Consider the following 15488-nt stretch of genomic DNA (forward strand, 5'->3'; position numbering starts at 1 on the left):
GCATTTTATAAAGTAAAAACAGTACCTCATAAGGGTACTGTTCCGGTGAATTGGGTTAACCAGTACAAGTTACTTGAACTGCCTGTCCGGCTCTTAAGTTAAAATGAGCAATTCGAACATTGAACTGATTACCGCATCCGATTCTGATGGTGATGGGGCCAGACATACATGTGATTTCTACAAATTGACCTCTTTGCAATATAATAGGAAAAGTGACAAGTGGGAATGCTCCGCAAACGAAGGTGAAAACTTGGTTATTTCGAATCTCCATTCTAGAGTTTTTAGTAAGGGTCTGATTCATTTCATCCAGATTAAACACTTTTAAATTATCCATAATAGGCTCCTTTCTTTCTAAGGTATACAATATTAAATGCTTGTTTTATCAATTTGTTCGGGCATAGAAAAATTAATAAACCTAGGAGCTTTAATAAGAATTGGGTAAAATTACGTTTCGTTCGTAGGTAGAATTTCAGAACCATTGTGTGATGAATTTTATGATAGGGAGATGGATTTTCGTGCTTCGTGGATGGTTACCAGGTATGAAGATCTGTAATTTCGTTGTTGAACCAAAATGGTGACTTTATGCACGATTTCTATAAATAAACAGGGGTATTGCTTTTTCTAGGTGATAAATATTTCCTTTTTCGATTTGACCACTTTCAAATGATAAAAGAATATGGTGAATTTATAAGTATAACGAAACCATTGGACAGTAATGGGGGAGTTATTTTGATGGAATACTAAAAAAAATAAAAAAGGCTCTATAAACTGAAACTACTAGCATTTATAATGAATTGGAAAATCTTTTAAGAAACCGAGGTATAAAATGGTCATTATTGGAATTATTACACTTGTTTTATTCATTCTATTCCTTGCATTTTATTTAACAGATCCTAGACGAATGATAAACGGCTTTCTATTTAACCTGTTTATTTGTTCATTTCTTCTTTTTTGTGGTTATGTAGGATTCAGCTCAGATATTTTTACTTTTAAGTTAATCGCTCTTATCCCGACTGTTTTATTTCTACTTTTTATCTCAGCATTCGGATTATTTGCACTAGGTGTAGGGTTATTTTTAAATGGCCGAATCCTGATGAAAAAAGAAAGCAGGCGATTCTCTAACAGTTTAACTCTCATTTTAGGGATCTTTCTTTTAGTATTGTTCTTATTTAGAATCATGAATACTGAGCGTTTTATTTCTACTGAATTTCACCCTTTATACACTGGGGCTACTTTAATAATCGTTTATTTCTTTTTACACTTAACCAATTTTTTAACTGCCTATTTTTTGTACCAATTTAACAAGCCAAAATTTAACCAAGACTTTATCATCGTACTTGGCAGTGGTTTAATTAACGATAAAGTGCCGCCGCTCTTAGCTAGTCGAATAAATAAGGCAATTGAATTTTATTGGAAACAAGCCGCTGCCGCTTTTCCGCCAATCATACTTTTCTCAGGCGGACAAGGGCCGGATGAAAACCTTCCTGAAGGGGAAGCCATGCAAAAGTATGCTGTAGAGAAAGGAATTCCTTCTGAGCATACATTGACAGAAACTCGTTCAGTTAATACGCTTCAGAATATGCTTTACTCAAAACAAATAATGGATTCCATAAAAGGAGCCGAATATAGCAGCATCTTTACTACAAACAATTTTCATCTATTCAGGGCCAGCTTATATGCAAAAATGGCAGGCCTAAAGAGCCAAGGAATTGGTTCAAAAACTGCATTCTACTATTGGCCAAATGCAATGATTCGAGAATATATCGCCATCATTGTGATGCAACGTAAACGTCATACCATTGTAGTGGGGACCATTTTAGGAGGTTCTATCCTTTTAACCCTTCTATCCCTTCTTTTAGTTCTATTTAAGTAACCAATCCAAAAAGCCATTCATCTATAGAGAATCGCTTTTCTACAATGAGTTAGTTAAGTTTTAAAGACGCAACATCAATCAAATTTGAATGTCAATCGTAGTTCCATAGTCAACCTATGAAGATGATTCCCATTGTGTACTTTAATAATGACATTGTCTATGGACATGCCCAGTCCTAGTTCAGATCCTCTTTGTGCTAATCTAGTATTGGTTCTGCGAATAAACCAGAAAAAATGAAGCAAATCCTGTACTAGGAATTTGCTTCATTTTTTCTTGGAACAATATCTGCAACATGATCAAAGTAGAAGGTACGTTTCCCTTTTTTTAACATAACGAAAACGGCATGAATGCTTAAAGTCAGCCACATGATGCTAACAAACGCGAGCATGGCCACTGTTACCCACACATAAGTGAAATAAAGATGTGATTCTATTGCTAGCTTCATGTGTGAAAGAAGACTGTCTAACTTAGATGCCAGCCAAGGTAAATATAAGGAAACGGTTCTTTTAAGTAAGGCTTGCCATGAAGGTGCATCTCCCTTCAAATTTGAAAGTTTAAATCGCATTATACTTGTTCCGATTGTTTTTCCACCCCATAGAAGAGGTATGACAAAGTACACAACCATAAAGCCCACTGTTATATACATCATTTCGGCGAATCCACTCGATGTAAGTAGTCCGACTGTGAAAGAAAATGTTAATTTAATGAAAATATAATCTATAAGTACAGCAAGTAATTGTGACAACGGCGATACTGGATAGCTCTTCTGTATTTTTTCCCCTTTCGCCAATATTTTTTCCCTAGAAGGAAATAAAGCTAGTATGACTGGAGCAATAAGAAAACCAAAGAGTGCCCCTGTACTATTTAACATCAGATCGTCAACATCAAATAAACGATAAGGACATTTGTAAATTCCGTAAATTCCTGTAAGCTGCGTTACTTCGTAAAAGAGAGACAGGGAAAATCCTAGAGCTAATGCCCTTTTCCAATATCGTTTTTCTTGGAAAAAATATCTCAAATATACTCCAAAAGGGAGTAATAACAGAAAATTAAATGCCGCCTGCCAAAAGGCACTTTGATTGAATATCTGAACATATGTCCTCGGTTGTGACCAAATACTCGAACTGCTTTTAAAAATATCATGAATAAAGGTAAATGGCTTCAATGAATAATAAACGGTATTTGGTGATTGAAAAGCGCAAGTATTCCTAGTTGACGGAAGTGGCAAGAGAACTAGAAATAGAGCTGATAACATATAGAAAATAAACGAGTAAGCAACAATGGAAGCCCAAAGACTAAAATATCCATATTTTCTATAGCTATAGACCATCCACGGAATGACAAGCAAAAACCCCAATACACCAAACATAATGAAAGCGACCTTTATTGGTAGGATATATACAGACATAAATACACCTCTATTTGCTCTCTTATACTTGGAATGAATTTAAAAAGCAGACGAAATGCGCTGATTATACGCAACTAGTCTGCCTTATTATTGTTTAATTGAATACAATACATTCATAGCTTAATTACTTCCTAATGGATGCTGCATTCCTGCCATACGTCATGAATCGCCATACTTTCTCTAATGGTCCCATCTTAAAGAATTTAAACCAAATGACGCTATAAATGATTTGAATCGTAAAAATGATGATTGAAATGATGATAACGTTTAACGGCGCAAAAGCGTCAAGTTCCAATATTGAAATGATGGCGAGACCGATAAAGCTTTGGGCCAAATAATTTGTGAACGCCATTTGACCAACACGGGCAATCGGCTGCAGAAGTTTCGCTAAACGTTTGTTTTCTAAGATTACAAATAGACTAGATAAGTATAAATAGGTTGTCGGGATTGTGCCTAAAGCAATGATTTCTTGAAGATGTTGATTATTGCTTTGTGAGGCGAACCAGATCCAAATAGAAAAACCGATAAACAATGGAAATGTAACGATTTGGAGCCATCTTATTTGAGTGGACAAATCACTTATTTTTCTAATCCAATTCGCTTTAGCTGCAAGAAATCCTGATAAAAACATAATGAAAACCGTAATGGTATCGTTCCCAAGAAAGGCAATAACGTTTGAAAAGACTCCCATATCTGGAACAAGTATTTTTAATAGTTGTGATATGATATATACTGTTATTATTCCACCAAGCCACTTACTAATTGTTGAAACCTTTGCCCGATAAAAAGGAATAAGTAGGAAGCCAATCAAGGCATATGCAGCAAGAATGGAACCCCAAAAAAACAAGCCATGAATAATACCGATTAACAATAGAGCTAATAAACGTCTGGCAAAACGCCAGCGTGGCTTATCACCGCGACTTTCTGCACGCGAGGCAAAAATATAAAACCCCACACCAAATAGAAAAGAAAAAATGGAAAAGAATTTTTTTTCGACAAATATTTGAATGAACGTTTCTATCATTCCATTCAAACCGTTATAATCAGGCAGCTGAACGTCATCGGTAACAACCTGAAATGCTTTAACATTAATTAACAAGATCCCGAACAAGGCAAGACCACGGATGATATCTAAGGAAATGATTCTTTCCTTTTGTGTAATGGATGGATTCATACTATAATTACTCCCTTTAATACGTAGGTTCTATTATAAAATTAATATAGCGACCTAACCTTACACTATTTTAATGTAAACCTTACAATACCCTTAAAACATTAAGTACCATAAAGTTGCAAGTATCCTTTTACTTGCGACTTTATGGTATCATTTCACAGAGTTTAACCTTATTCTGCGCGGAATAATTTCTGCTGACCAAATTGACGAAGCCTATGAACGTGTCTTAGCTTCTGATGTCAAGTATCGATTCGTGATTGACATCAGTACAATGTGAGTTGTGTAATGATAAATTTCAATGATATTTTCGAGGATGTCCGAGATGCAGTTTCTAGGACATCCTTTTTTCCTTTTATATTGATTAGCTACAAATCTTAGAAGTTAGCATTGAAATGTAATATACTAATTTTGTGAAGAGATGTACTTAATAGTAACAGGAGCACTCCTTTAATAAGGGATGTTTTTTCTCAATGAAGTAAAGAGCAGATTTAGCACAACAATGAAAACGATGAATACCTATAGAATGGAATGAAAGAAAATCAAAAATCTTGTATGGTCGTGAGTAAAGATTTCTTTAAACTACATATTTATAATTGGAGGATGTTATGGAAGAATTGAGAGCTGAAAAAGTACTGGATAGTATAATTTTTGATTTAGACGGGACTATATGGGATCCGATAGACACGGTTCTTAATGCGTGGAACAGTTGTATCAAAAAACACGGTGAAATAAAAGGAGAATTAACTCGTACTGATCTCGAAGGAATAATGGGATTACAAATGAACGATATTGGCAAAAAGTTGTTTCCTTATTTAAGCGAGGAATTCAGTATGAAAGTGATAACCGAGTGTGGTGATTTAGAGCAGCGGTATTTGAAGAAACAAGGAGGCAAACTTTACCGGAATGTCGAGAATGTATTGAACGTTTTATCTAAGAAATACAAGCTCTTTATCGTAAGCAACTGTCAAGACGGATACATTGAAACTTTTTATGAGTATCATAACCTGGAGAAATACTTTTTGGATTATGAAAATCCCGGAAGAACCGGCCTTTCAAAAGGGGAGAATATTAACTTAATTATCAGGAGAAATAATTTAACTGCCCCCATTTATGTAGGGGATACAGAAGGAGATTTAAATGCAGCCAGATATGCTGGAATTCCATTCGTTTATGCGAAGTATGGATTTGGACAAGTAAGTGAATATGATTGGGTGATTGAAAAGTTTGATGATCTTCAGAAAGTAACGGGGCTTTAGTTGAAAACCGGACAGCACATTTTTTAGAGCTCTAAAATGTGCGGTCCTTTTAGTATAAACAGCTAACCACAATTAGAATGGTTTTTATCATTATCATCGTTTGGTAATGTACTAGATGGTGTGAATATGCGATCTAATACTTTTTCAGTAATTGGCATAAAGTAATTAAGTATTAGCCCTCCTAAACAAACGGTTAATAAAGTTCCAACGCCAATTGGTCCATTTAAAATCATTGCGATTACCAAGAATACGATGTAAATCAATGTTCTCGAAAAATATATATTCGTTTTAGTTAATTCTTGTAGGATTAATGTTAAACGGTCAACTGGAATCAGTGCAAAATTAGTGTGTAAATATGTTGCAGTTCCTAGTCCTATAACAACTAAGCCGATTCCAAAACAAACAAATTTGCTGTACCAAAGTTCAGGTGTTATAAAAAAGTGCAATAAGAAAATCCACATATCAATACCAATCCCCGTTATAAATGTCGTTAACAACCCCAAAATTTCTGGCCTTTGTCTTTTTTAAAATGAATTACAACATATTAATATTAGACTTATTTTTCGTTGTTGATTTTCGATTAGGTATGAGAATTCTTAGGCGGAGAATTTCCGGCTAATGTAAATAAGGCAGGGTTAAGAAGTAGATATAAGCGGAGATATTCCGATTAACTGCTCTAAATAGGGCAAAATCCAAGGATTTGGATAAGATAAACGGAAAACCTCCCCTTATTTTTAGGGAAATAGGAGTATTTCTAAATTTAAACGGAATTTTTCCGTTTATTTTTCAAACAGGTAAAATCAACATTCAGTTATAACAGAGCATAATATTAATGCTATTATTATTTCCCAACTTCCTACAGTTAGCCCCACCTTTACGGACAGTCCTACCAAAAGTGCATCAAATGGTGAAGTTCCAAGATCTGATTGTATCACTTTACTTGACCTCTTTCTGATTTTTTTTGTTGCAAATGCAACAAATTTAAGTTAAATTTAATGCATAGTATTTTTATTGCATTTGCAACAAAAATAAGTATTAAGGAGTTAATGATGAAGGAAATTCTTCGTGAAATTGGAATGATAGCAAGGGCATTAGATTCTATAAGCAATATAGAATTCAAAGAATATGATCTGACAAAAGGGCAGTATTTGTACCTTGTGCGAATATGTGAAAACCCTGGAATCATTCAAGAAAAGGTAGCAGAGATGATTAAAGTAGATCGAACAACAGCATCTCGTGCAATTAAAAAACTTGAAATAAATGGATTTATTGAAAAGAAAGAAGATGAACAGAACAAAAAAATTAAAAGACTCTTTCCAACAGAGAAAGGAAAAAATGTTTATCCTTTTATAAAAAGAGAAAATGATTATTCTAATGCCGTTGCATTAGAGGGATTTTCCGAAAAAGAAACAGAAACCATTTTCGATCTTCTTCAGAGAGTAAGAAAAAATATAGAAAAAGACTGGGAATTTGTGAAAAAGGGAAACAAGAGAAATTATTGATTATATAAAGGAGCGACATACATGACTATAAATATTAAAAAGTGTACCCTTGAAGATTTACGCACACTTCAAGAAATCAGTTCTGAAACATTTTATGAGACATTTAAGCATCAGAATTCAGCTGAAAATATGAATGCCTATTTGGAAAAGGCATTTAACGTAAAACAGTTAGAAAAAGAATTATCCAATATTTCTTCGCAATTCTTTTTTGTTTATTTTCATAATGAAGTCGCTGGATATTTAAAGGTTAACACCAATGATGCTCAGTCAGAAGAAATGGGTGATGAATCGCTTGAAATTGAGAGAATTTATATAAAGAACCAATTTCAAAAGCATGGGCTTGGTAAATATCTGCTAAATAAAGCGACGGAAATTGCGATGGAAGGTAATAAAAAGAAGATCTGGCTAGGCGTATGGGAAAAAAATGATAATGCTATTGCATTTTATAAGAAAATGGGGTTTGTTCAAACTGGAGCACACTCTTTTTATATGGGGGATGAAGAACAAACGGACCTTATCATGACCAAAACACTCCTATAATTTTTTTGAAAGGTGGTTATTATGTATATTCCAAAATATTTTCAGGTCACAAATGTGGATGAAATTTGGGACTTTGTTCAAAAAAACTCTTTTGGCACGATAGTCACAACAGAACAAGGGAAACCAATTGCCACTCATTTACCTTTGCAGTTAAATAAAAAAGGTGATGATTACTATATTACGGGGCATATGGCGTATGCGAACCCTCAATGGAAAACGTTCGAGGGTGAGAATGAAAATGTCCTTGTTATGTATCAAGGCCCACATGCGTACATTTCATCATCTTGGTACAATCATGAAAATGTACCGACATGGAATTACCAATCTGTCCATGTATATGGAACACCCAGTATTATGAGTGAACAAGAGTTGGAAGAGGATCTTATTTTATTATTGCAAAAATACGAACGTCATCGTAAGAATGCTGCTCTATGGGAAAATCTTTCTCCACAAACGAAGAAACAAATAAAAGGGATTGTTGGATTTAAAATTAAAATACAAGAAGTTCAAGCAGCATATAAATTAAGTCAAAATCGAACTGAAGAGGACTACCGCAACATTATTGATAAGCTGAATGAGGAAGAGGATTTACATTCGCATCAAATGGCAGAAGTCATGAAAAACTCGTATAGAAGGTAACAGAACCAACCTTATGTGTAATTTACAGAGTAAGTCAGAAAAAGAGGATTCTTAGTTGGAATCCTCTTTTTGATGGTTTTCTATCTTTTTATCTTGTAATTCATATTTATAAGCACTATAAAACTAAAAAGGATGATAATTTATAATAAAGCTTGATTAATTTTATTGAAAAGAGATTTGTCAAATTCCGCAAATATGCTGATTGTTTTGTCCAACTCCCTATCCATCCTATGCATACCCTAATAGGAAATTGATTGATAAGGAGATGTAAGAATGTCATCACACCATAAAGAAAAACACAGAAGTAAGGACAGAGACAGAGACAGAGACAGAGACAGGAAAAAAGACCGGGAAAAATACAAACAAAAAATTTTAAATAATATAGATACCAAGCAAAAAGGATTGCAGGGGTTATTTATACGTGATTCACACAATATTCAGGTAACACAAACGGAGATACAAGGTTTAATACTCGTTCAAGCAGCACTTCAGGCAACTCTTGAAGCCTCTATCCTTGTATTGGGCAGTGAAGACAAAGATGTTAAGCAGCTGCAAAAAGTGGCTCAAAATTTAGAAGCAGCTCAAAAGCAGTATCAAACTATAGTTATAGAAAATTCTGAAGGCATTAAAGTTACACAAACGGAAGTACAGGTAGAAGTGGTAGTGCAGGCAGCAATCAATCTTTTAACACAATTGCTCTTAAAAAGTGATTTATCTAGTTAGCGTAATGAAGATGATCCCTGTTTTTCAGTATTGGACAGAGGTCATCTTTTGTAGTTATTACTTTGCCATTCCATTTTCTAAGAGGTCTAAAGATTCCCTTTAACCAGTTGATTTCGATTGGCGGTTATTCCACCTAATATTGTTAGTTATAATGTTGGCTCCAACTTCTACATAAAGTGAAACATCTAAGAAACATAAAATACCTATATCTTTCTCCCACTAACTGTTGCCCCATGGGTGTATTCTCTTATCTTCATTCATAACATACAACAAAAATTATTTAGTCTATGTTCTTATGCAATAAAAAATATGCTTAAGACAGAAATATCATTTCGTGCACCACCTTCATTCAACTTTACTATAATATAAAGAATTTAAAATATGACGGAAAAGATTCTGTGTTTAAAGCATTCTTGTAATTCTTTGTATAAGGAGATGATGTATGTGGGGATAAATGATCTTTTTAGTCTATCTGGTAAAACAGCTATTGTTACAGGCGGAGGAAAGGGTTTAGGTGCAGAAATGGCTAGTGCACTTGCTAGCGCTGGAGCAAATGTTGTTGTATGTTCACGAGATTTAGAAGCATGCCAATTAGTTGCTGATCAGTTAAAAAAATGTGGTGTTGGCTCATTAGCTTTTAAATGCGATGTAACTGACCAAAAAGAAATTGAAAATGTAGTCAGGGAAACGATCAAAGAGTTTGGAAAGATAGATATTTTAATTAATAATAGTGGAACTTCGTGGATTGGGCCTGCTTTAGAATTGCCTGAGGAAAAATGGGACAAAGTCATGGATGTGAATGTAAAGGGAGTATTTCTTTTTAGTCAGGCTGTAGCAAAGGAAATGATAAAGCAAGGGAGCGGAAAAATTATTAATATCGCATCTGTTACTGGATTTGGTGGCACACAACCAGAATTATTAGATACGATAGCCTACAATACGAGTAAAGGTGCCGTTATGACATTCACAAAAGATTTGGCCATTAAATTAGCACGTCATAATATTCAAGTAAATGCCATCGCACCAGGATTCTTTCCTACTAAAATAAGTCAAAAGGTAATAGATAAAGCTAACTCATATATTCTAAGTCAAATACCGTCAAGAAGATTCGGAAAGGCAGAAGACTTACACGGAGCAACTGTCTTCTTAGCCTCAAGCGCATCCGATTATATGATTGGACATGTTTTAGTCATGGATGGAGGAATAAGTAGTTTAGTCTAGTAAGAAAGGAGAAAAAAGCAGTGGAGAATAACGAGCAAGTAGAACTCTATAAGGCTATGAAACTAGCTGGCTTTAAAGTGGAGCAAGAAATAAATAATTGGATTAAAGATCAGCTTAATCACAAGAAAATCATGGAAGGAACAAACATTGCCGGCAAGTATTATGTCCATGCAATGAAATGTGTTCAAAATAGGATGGGGCATTTGTTCACTCATTTAAATATACCATCGAAAAAAGACGTTACGAATATAGGTAAATTGGTGTTACAAGTGGAAGAAAAAGTAGATAAGGTGGAAGATCAGGTAATTTCACTTCAGCAACAAGTGGAGAATTTAAAAAATGGGTAATAGACTGCTTGTTTTTAAAGGATAAGAAAATATAAAATGTTTCAACATACAAATTACTTAACAAATTCAACCTTGTCTAGCTCCAAGTGAAATTGGCACTTCAAATTTCACCAGCGCCTATCGGCTAGCGGATTTCTCCGTCTCCTCCCTACGATAAGTCAACATCAGTTCGTGAACTACCTCACTGTGTTTCCTTTATCTCAGTCGAAGACTACGAAATCCGTACGCCGATGAGCAAGGCGCTTGCGCTTTTCTTATCATAAAGGAGATGAAGTAACCTGTGGATAAAAAGGATGATTATCCAAATAGCTTGCATACAGCAAATATAAATTTAAGTAAAGAATCTCTAAGGTGGAAAGGCTTTATCAACCATTGGACAGACAGTGAATTAATGCAACACCCTACACCAAGGGAGGCAATCTGGAAAAAAAACAAGGCTACATTATGGTACTATCCTTCCTCACAGAAGAAGTATAAAACTCCATTATTTTTAATCTATTCCCTAGTGAACCAACCATTTATATTAGATTTATTACCTAATGAGAGTGTTATACAATCATTTACTGAAAATGGCTTCGATGTTTATCTATTAGATTTTGGGATTCCTAGAGAGGAAGATAGTGATATCACTGTCGACCATTATATAGTAGATTATATCCAGCGAGGAGTAATAAGGGCAATTCATCACTCTAATGCTGAAAAAATAAGTATTGTTGGTTATTGTCTTGGAGGAACTTTAGCAGCAGTATATACGGCAATATCTAACGAACCAATCGAAAATTTAATTTTAATGGTTACTCCTATTGATTTTCAGTATTTTCCTTCATATGACCAATGGGTTGAAGCGTTAAGAGCGGGTTCTATAAATGTAGATGATTTTATTGATGCTTATGGAATCATCCCAGCGGAATTTGTAAAGTTTGGGGTAAGATTACTTACATCACCAGTTTATTTCAGTCATTATCTATCTTTATTAAATCGATCTGATGATCCAAACTATGTACTTAGGTGGAAACTTTTTAATAAGTGGACAAAAGAACATATTCCGTTTGCTGGGGGCGCAATGAAACAATTAATCAATGATTTTGTAAAGGAAAATAAGTTGATCAAAGGGGAACTTATGATCCGTGAGAAAAAGGTTAATCTAAGCGATATTAAGGCTAACCTTCTCGTTGTTTCCTCCAACTTAGATCATCTTGTCCCTAAGGAACAAAGCATGCCTATTATAGATCTCGTTTCAAGTCAGGATAAAACGTATAAACTTCTCCAAGGCGGTCACACTCATTTATTTGTAAAAAATAACAAACTTCCAGATTATCTGGAAGAATGGTTGCCTCAACGTTCAGATCCACTTTGATATGATGATTGGGAAATTATTGCAATCCGCCAAACTCACCCACCCTAGTATCAGTGAATAAAGAAGAAAGATAGGAGAGAATGTTATGTATATACTTTATTCAAGTAAGTGGAGGAATATGGAACCGTATATCGATTATTTAGGGTTTGCTAGCATGGTTTACCTCGATTTTTTCATAAATCAACAACAATGATAAAATGATCTTATCTCTACTCCATTCCCATCAGCGGATTGGAGTTTTTTTCATTAAAAAATAATAACTTTTATTTAGTGTTGATGCAATGTCAGGATTTGCAGTTCATTACGATAATGTGAACTTTAAGCTTTGTAATAAAAAGCTTGGGAAAGAAGTTATGCTGATTTCTGATAAAAAAGTTCGAAATAAAATGGGTATTTACGGGAACGAAAAAAGATTTCTTCATCAGAGTTTTTTTCATTGAGATCAAAGGGTGTTCGCGTCGTCCTCATTCGCATTTTCCATAAATTCGATATGTTTAAATCCCCATTCGCACATTTCGGTCAAAACGGAACCTAACGTTCTACCGTGATCGGACAAAAAATATTCCACTTTGGGTGGAATCTCTTTATACACTCGGCGTATGATGAGTTCGTCCCTTTCCATCTCACGAAGTTGATTAGTGAGCATACCTTGCGTGACATTCGGAAGCAGACGTCTCAATTCCCCGAATCTCTTTGTACCTTGATGCAGTAAAATAAACAAAATGAGTGGCTTCCATTTTCCTCCTATCACCTGCAGAGTGGCTAATATTCCTTGTGTCTTATAAGAATCGCGAATCTCCTCTTGCATCTTACCATCTCCCAATCACATGATCTTTACCTTGTTAGTTGTAATTTTATCAGAGTATCCAGAATGAAAACAGTACGATGATTTATCATACTTAGTACGTTTTACCATACTACCTGCCGACTTCAGACGTCGTCTATGGTACGTTTCACAGGACTTAGTCTGTAAAAAAAGGGTACTTTGCAAAACTGAAATTCCGCACAATAATAGGGGTGTAGTTCATGATGCTACGAAAAATGAGAAAGGATGATCGTTATGAAAATTATGGTTATCACTGCACATCCCAATCTAAATAATTCCCGGGCCAATCGGGCGTTAGTACGAGAGCTGAAAAATCAAACTAATATCTATATTCGCGACCTTTATCAGGAGTATCCCAATTGGAATATTGATGTGGAAAGAGAACAACAATTGCTGCTTCAATATGACCGGGTTGTGTTTCAGTTCCCGTTCTATTGGTATAGTTGCCCTCCTCTTTTAAAAAAGTGGTTCGATGATGTATTGACGTTTGGTCGGGCATATGGACCAGGAGGAGATAGTTTGAAAGGCAAAGAGTTTATCATTGCTACAACGACGGGAGGTTCCGAAAATTGCTATCGAGCGGGCGGAGACAATTGGTTCACGATCAGTGAATTTTTAAAACCTATCCAAAGAACGATTACCAAATGTAATGGAATTTATCTTCCTGCATTCGTCACCTATAGTGCAAACGAATGCACGGATGAATATCTTGAGCAAGAGGCTAAAAAGTATGCGGAATATATCCAAACTTTTATACGTGTGCTGGTCCATTAATCTCCAAGTTCCTAATAATGCAATGAAAGGAAAGCTCTTACCATTGTAATGTATAACTTATTAAATACCATAAGACACTTTATGTGAAATTAGGTAGAAAAAGGTAATTCATATTCCTGCTAGATAACAATCCATTTTGATCAATCCTATTTTCAAAATGGATTGCTATTATTTATTGTAATATGTAGTTTGTAAGGCATTTTTGCTCAAACTTTATTTCAATGCTAAGAAGGAGACCATGAAACCATTTACTTTAAATCAAAATCTTAGTTGTATTGTTACACGAGCTGTTAACTTCCATGCTTCCATATAAGCCATTATTTTGCTATCGTTTTTACAATTTTTGATAAACGTTTAAGTCCATTCTCTATATTCGAAAGAGAGGCAAATGAATAGGATATCCGGAGATATTGATCAGCTTGGTTATCATAAACATTTCCCGGATTCAGTAATATTCCTTCTGTAAGTGCCATTTCAAATAATCTTCTCATTGAGAGCGACGGTAACAAACGCAACCAAATATAAAATCCTCCAGTTGGTTTTTCCCAAACTGCAATGTCAGAAAAATACTTGTTCAAAGTATCTAAAGTAAAGTCTCTGCGAGTTTTCAGTTGTTGTCTGACTTCATGAAGATGTTCATAGTAAAGTCCGCTGGAAAGCCATTCTACTGCAGCCCACTGAGATAAAGAGCTAGAACCGTAATCCGTTTGCATTTTAATATCTGCTAAGTGCTCCACTACTGGTTCTGGACCAACAATCCAACCGATACGAAAACCAGGACTTAAAGATTTAGATAAACTCCCCAAATAAAGTACAAGTCCATGTTTGTCAAAAGCCTTTATTGGTTTTGGCGGATTTTCATCAAACCATAATTCTCTGTATACATCATCTTCAATTAAAGGTAGTTGTTCTTGATGACAAATATCTAGTAATTGTTTGCGTCTTTCCAATGTCATTAAAGTTCCAGTAGGATTATGAAAGGAAGGGATGGTATAGAGTAAAGCAGCTTTTTGCTGTTTTTTATATTGTTGAATCAGATTGGCTTGAATTCCTTCTTTATCCAACGGGATGCCCACTAGATGCATACCTGCTGATTGAAAGACATTTAATGAATGAAGATACGATGGCTTTTCTGTTAATACGGTAGAACCCCTATGCAATAAACCAACACTAATAAGCTGTAGAGCTTGTAATGCACCTGATACGATTAAAATGGATGATGGTGAAGCAGGAATTCCTATTGTTTTTAAATAGTTAGCTATCTGTTCTCTTAATGGCAGCAACCCTTTTGGCTCTTCATAGCCATAAGAAATTTCTTTATTCGACAATTGATGGAATACTTTTTTCATAGATGTACTAGGAATCAGATGTGGCGATAATTCACCGGTTCCCAAACGAATGATGTTAGGGGAAAATTCCGCTTGATTTATTTCATGAATCGTTGGCAAATTTGGCTTGTGCGTTCCGAAACTTACATATGAATTCCAATCAGGGGGAGGAGTAGTAGCTAGCAGGTTCCAAGTATTATTTACTACTTTTGTTCCACTGCCGCTTTTTCCCTCAATAAGTCCTTCAGCTATTAATTCCTCATAAGCAGTTACAACTGTACTTCTATTAACTTCTAAAACTTTTGCTAAAGTACGTTGAGGTGGGAGTTTATATCCTAAGGTCCACTCTCCATTGGATATTTTTTCTTTAATATAATCAGTTATTTGTTTATGTAATGGTACTGACGATGACTTATTTGGCTTCCAATCGCTTTTAAACATCAAGATGGTTCTCCTTTTTTAATTATTATATTACTTGGTTGGTTTGGATTCCATCCAATTGGTTGGAGACAAAAGCAAA

Annotated in this window: 16 protein-coding genes and 1 pseudogene; 10 read left to right on the forward strand and 7 right to left on the reverse strand. The window is 34.9% G+C overall.

Translation table 11 applies throughout. The annotated features are described in order from the left end of the window. Nucleotides 1-55: 55 nt before the first annotated feature. The gene (locus AN964_RS03710) at nt 56-334 is read right to left on the reverse strand and encodes a hypothetical protein (RefSeq protein ID WP_055738420.1); all 279 of its coding nucleotides are present in this window, start codon (nt 332-334) and stop codon (nt 56-58) included. A 492-nt stretch (nt 335-826) separates the two neighbouring features. Here AN964_RS03710 and AN964_RS03715 point away from each other — a divergent pair, with 492 nt between their 5' ends. Beyond that, on the forward strand, nt 827-1873 hold the full coding sequence (locus tag AN964_RS03715) for a YdcF family protein (protein ID WP_055738421.1): 1047 nt from the start codon (nt 827-829) through the stop codon (nt 1871-1873). Nucleotides 1874-2123: 250 nt separating this feature from the next. On the opposite strand, the gene AN964_RS03720 is transcribed toward AN964_RS03715, so the two are convergent. Continuing rightward, on the reverse strand, nt 2124-3281 hold the full coding sequence (locus tag AN964_RS03720; protein WP_055738422.1) for a VanZ family protein: 1158 nt from the start codon (nt 3279-3281) through the stop codon (nt 2124-2126). Nucleotides 3282-3405: 124 nt separating this feature from the next. Further along, nucleotides 3406-4455, reverse strand: coding sequence for a DUF418 domain-containing protein (locus tag AN964_RS03725; protein ID WP_055738423.1), 1050 nt, complete (start codon nt 4453-4455; stop codon nt 3406-3408). 632 nt (nt 4456-5087) lie between these two features. Between AN964_RS03725 and AN964_RS03730 the strand changes: the two genes are divergently transcribed. Beyond that, complete coding sequence (locus tag AN964_RS03730; RefSeq protein WP_200915607.1) at nt 5088-5711, forward strand: HAD family hydrolase; 624 nt, start codon at nt 5088-5090, stop codon at nt 5709-5711. Between the two features lie 62 nt (nt 5712-5773). Here AN964_RS03730 and AN964_RS03735 read toward each other — a convergent pair. Both AN964_RS03735 and AN964_RS27650 read right to left on the reverse strand, forming a co-directional pair. Beyond that, nucleotides 5774-6271, reverse strand: a pseudogene (locus AN964_RS03735) (YczE/YyaS/YitT family protein); the annotation flags it as partial. 240 nt (nt 6272-6511) lie between these two features. Beyond that, complete coding sequence (locus AN964_RS27650; RefSeq protein WP_496197017.1) at nt 6512-6646, reverse strand: DUF6198 family protein; 135 nt, start codon at nt 6644-6646, stop codon at nt 6512-6514. A gap of 114 nt (nt 6647-6760) precedes the next feature. Between AN964_RS27650 and AN964_RS03740 the strand changes: the two genes are divergently transcribed. The 7 genes from AN964_RS03740 (at nt 6761) to AN964_RS03770 (ending at nt 12040) form a co-directional block, all read left to right on the forward strand. After that, entirely contained in the window at nt 6761-7213 is a 453-nt protein-coding gene (locus tag AN964_RS03740) for a MarR family winged helix-turn-helix transcriptional regulator (protein WP_055738425.1), read from the forward strand. Between the two features lie 21 nt (nt 7214-7234). After that, nucleotides 7235-7753: a spermidine/spermine N(1)-acetyltransferase gene (gene paiA, locus AN964_RS03745; protein WP_055738426.1), complete on the forward strand. Its 519-nt coding sequence runs from the start codon at nt 7235-7237 to the stop codon at nt 7751-7753. Between the two features lie 21 nt (nt 7754-7774). Continuing rightward, nucleotides 7775-8392 (forward strand): FMN-binding negative transcriptional regulator, encoded by a 618-nt coding sequence (locus AN964_RS03750; protein WP_055738427.1) that lies wholly within the window; start codon nt 7775-7777, stop codon nt 8390-8392. A gap of 273 nt (nt 8393-8665) precedes the next feature. Further along, nucleotides 8666-9115: a spore coat protein gene (locus AN964_RS03755; RefSeq protein ID WP_055738428.1), complete on the forward strand. Its 450-nt coding sequence runs from the start codon at nt 8666-8668 to the stop codon at nt 9113-9115. Nucleotides 9116-9559: 444 nt separating this feature from the next. Beyond that, entirely contained in the window at nt 9560-10336 is a 777-nt protein-coding gene (locus tag AN964_RS03760; RefSeq protein WP_055738429.1) for an SDR family oxidoreductase, read from the forward strand. Between the two features lie 20 nt (nt 10337-10356). Further along, a complete protein-coding gene (locus AN964_RS03765; protein ID WP_055738430.1) occupies nt 10357-10683 on the forward strand; it encodes a hypothetical protein in 327 nt (108 codons plus the stop codon). Between the two features lie 280 nt (nt 10684-10963). After that, a complete protein-coding gene (locus tag AN964_RS03770) occupies nt 10964-12040 on the forward strand; it encodes an alpha/beta fold hydrolase (protein WP_244885858.1) in 1077 nt (358 codons plus the stop codon). 442 nt (nt 12041-12482) lie between these two features. Here the strand turns inward: AN964_RS03770 and AN964_RS03775 are convergent, their stop codons facing one another. Beyond that, nucleotides 12483-12848: a winged helix-turn-helix transcriptional regulator gene (locus tag AN964_RS03775; protein ID WP_055738431.1), complete on the reverse strand. Its 366-nt coding sequence runs from the start codon at nt 12846-12848 to the stop codon at nt 12483-12485. Nucleotides 12849-13100: 252 nt separating this feature from the next. Here AN964_RS03775 and AN964_RS03780 point away from each other — a divergent pair, with 252 nt between their 5' ends. Continuing rightward, nucleotides 13101-13640 carry an NAD(P)H-dependent oxidoreductase gene (locus AN964_RS03780; protein ID WP_055738432.1) on the forward strand — a complete coding sequence of 180 codons (540 nt, stop codon included), beginning with the start codon at nt 13101-13103 and terminating at the stop codon, nt 13638-13640. Between the two features lie 317 nt (nt 13641-13957). Here AN964_RS03780 and pdxR read toward each other — a convergent pair whose 3' ends face one another. Next, nucleotides 13958-15409 (reverse strand): MocR-like pyridoxine biosynthesis transcription factor PdxR, encoded by a 1452-nt coding sequence (gene pdxR, locus AN964_RS03785; protein WP_055738433.1) that lies wholly within the window; start codon nt 15407-15409, stop codon nt 13958-13960. Nucleotides 15410-15488 lie beyond the last annotated feature (79 nt).

The organism is Heyndrickxia shackletonii (genome assembly GCF_001420715.1).
GTDB classification, from domain to species: Bacteria; Bacillota; Bacilli; order Bacillales; family Bacillaceae_C; genus Margalitia; species Margalitia shackletonii.

What these genes read in the sequence shown, in the direction of transcription:
- AN964_RS03710 (WP_055738420.1), bottom strand. Translation starts at nt 334, where the DNA reads ATGGATAATTTAAAAGTGTTTAATCTGGATGAAATGAATCAGACCCTT.
- AN964_RS03715 (WP_055738421.1), top strand. Translation starts at nt 827, where the DNA reads ATGGTCATTATTGGAATTATTACACTTGTTTTATTCATTCTATTCCTT.
- AN964_RS03720 (WP_055738422.1), bottom strand. Translation starts at nt 3,281, where the DNA reads ATGTCTGTATATATCCTACCAATAAAGGTCGCTTTCATTATGTTTGGT.
- AN964_RS03725 (WP_055738423.1), bottom strand. Translation starts at nt 4,455, where the DNA reads ATGAATCCATCCATTACACAAAAGGAAAGAATCATTTCCTTAGATATC.
- AN964_RS03740 (WP_055738425.1), top strand. Translation starts at nt 6,761, where the DNA reads ATGAAGGAAATTCTTCGTGAAATTGGAATGATAGCAAGGGCATTAGAT.
- paiA (WP_055738426.1), top strand. Translation starts at nt 7,235, where the DNA reads ATGACTATAAATATTAAAAAGTGTACCCTTGAAGATTTACGCACACTT.
- AN964_RS03750 (WP_055738427.1), top strand. Translation starts at nt 7,775, where the DNA reads ATGTATATTCCAAAATATTTTCAGGTCACAAATGTGGATGAAATTTGG.
- AN964_RS03755 (WP_055738428.1), top strand. Translation starts at nt 8,666, where the DNA reads ATGTCATCACACCATAAAGAAAAACACAGAAGTAAGGACAGAGACAGA.
- AN964_RS03775 (WP_055738431.1), bottom strand. Translation starts at nt 12,848, where the DNA reads ATGCAAGAGGAGATTCGCGATTCTTATAAGACACAAGGAATATTAGCC.
- AN964_RS03780 (WP_055738432.1), top strand. Translation starts at nt 13,101, where the DNA reads ATGAAAATTATGGTTATCACTGCACATCCCAATCTAAATAATTCCCGG.
- pdxR (WP_055738433.1), bottom strand. Translation starts at nt 15,409, where the DNA reads ATGTTTAAAAGCGATTGGAAGCCAAATAAGTCATCGTCAGTACCATTA.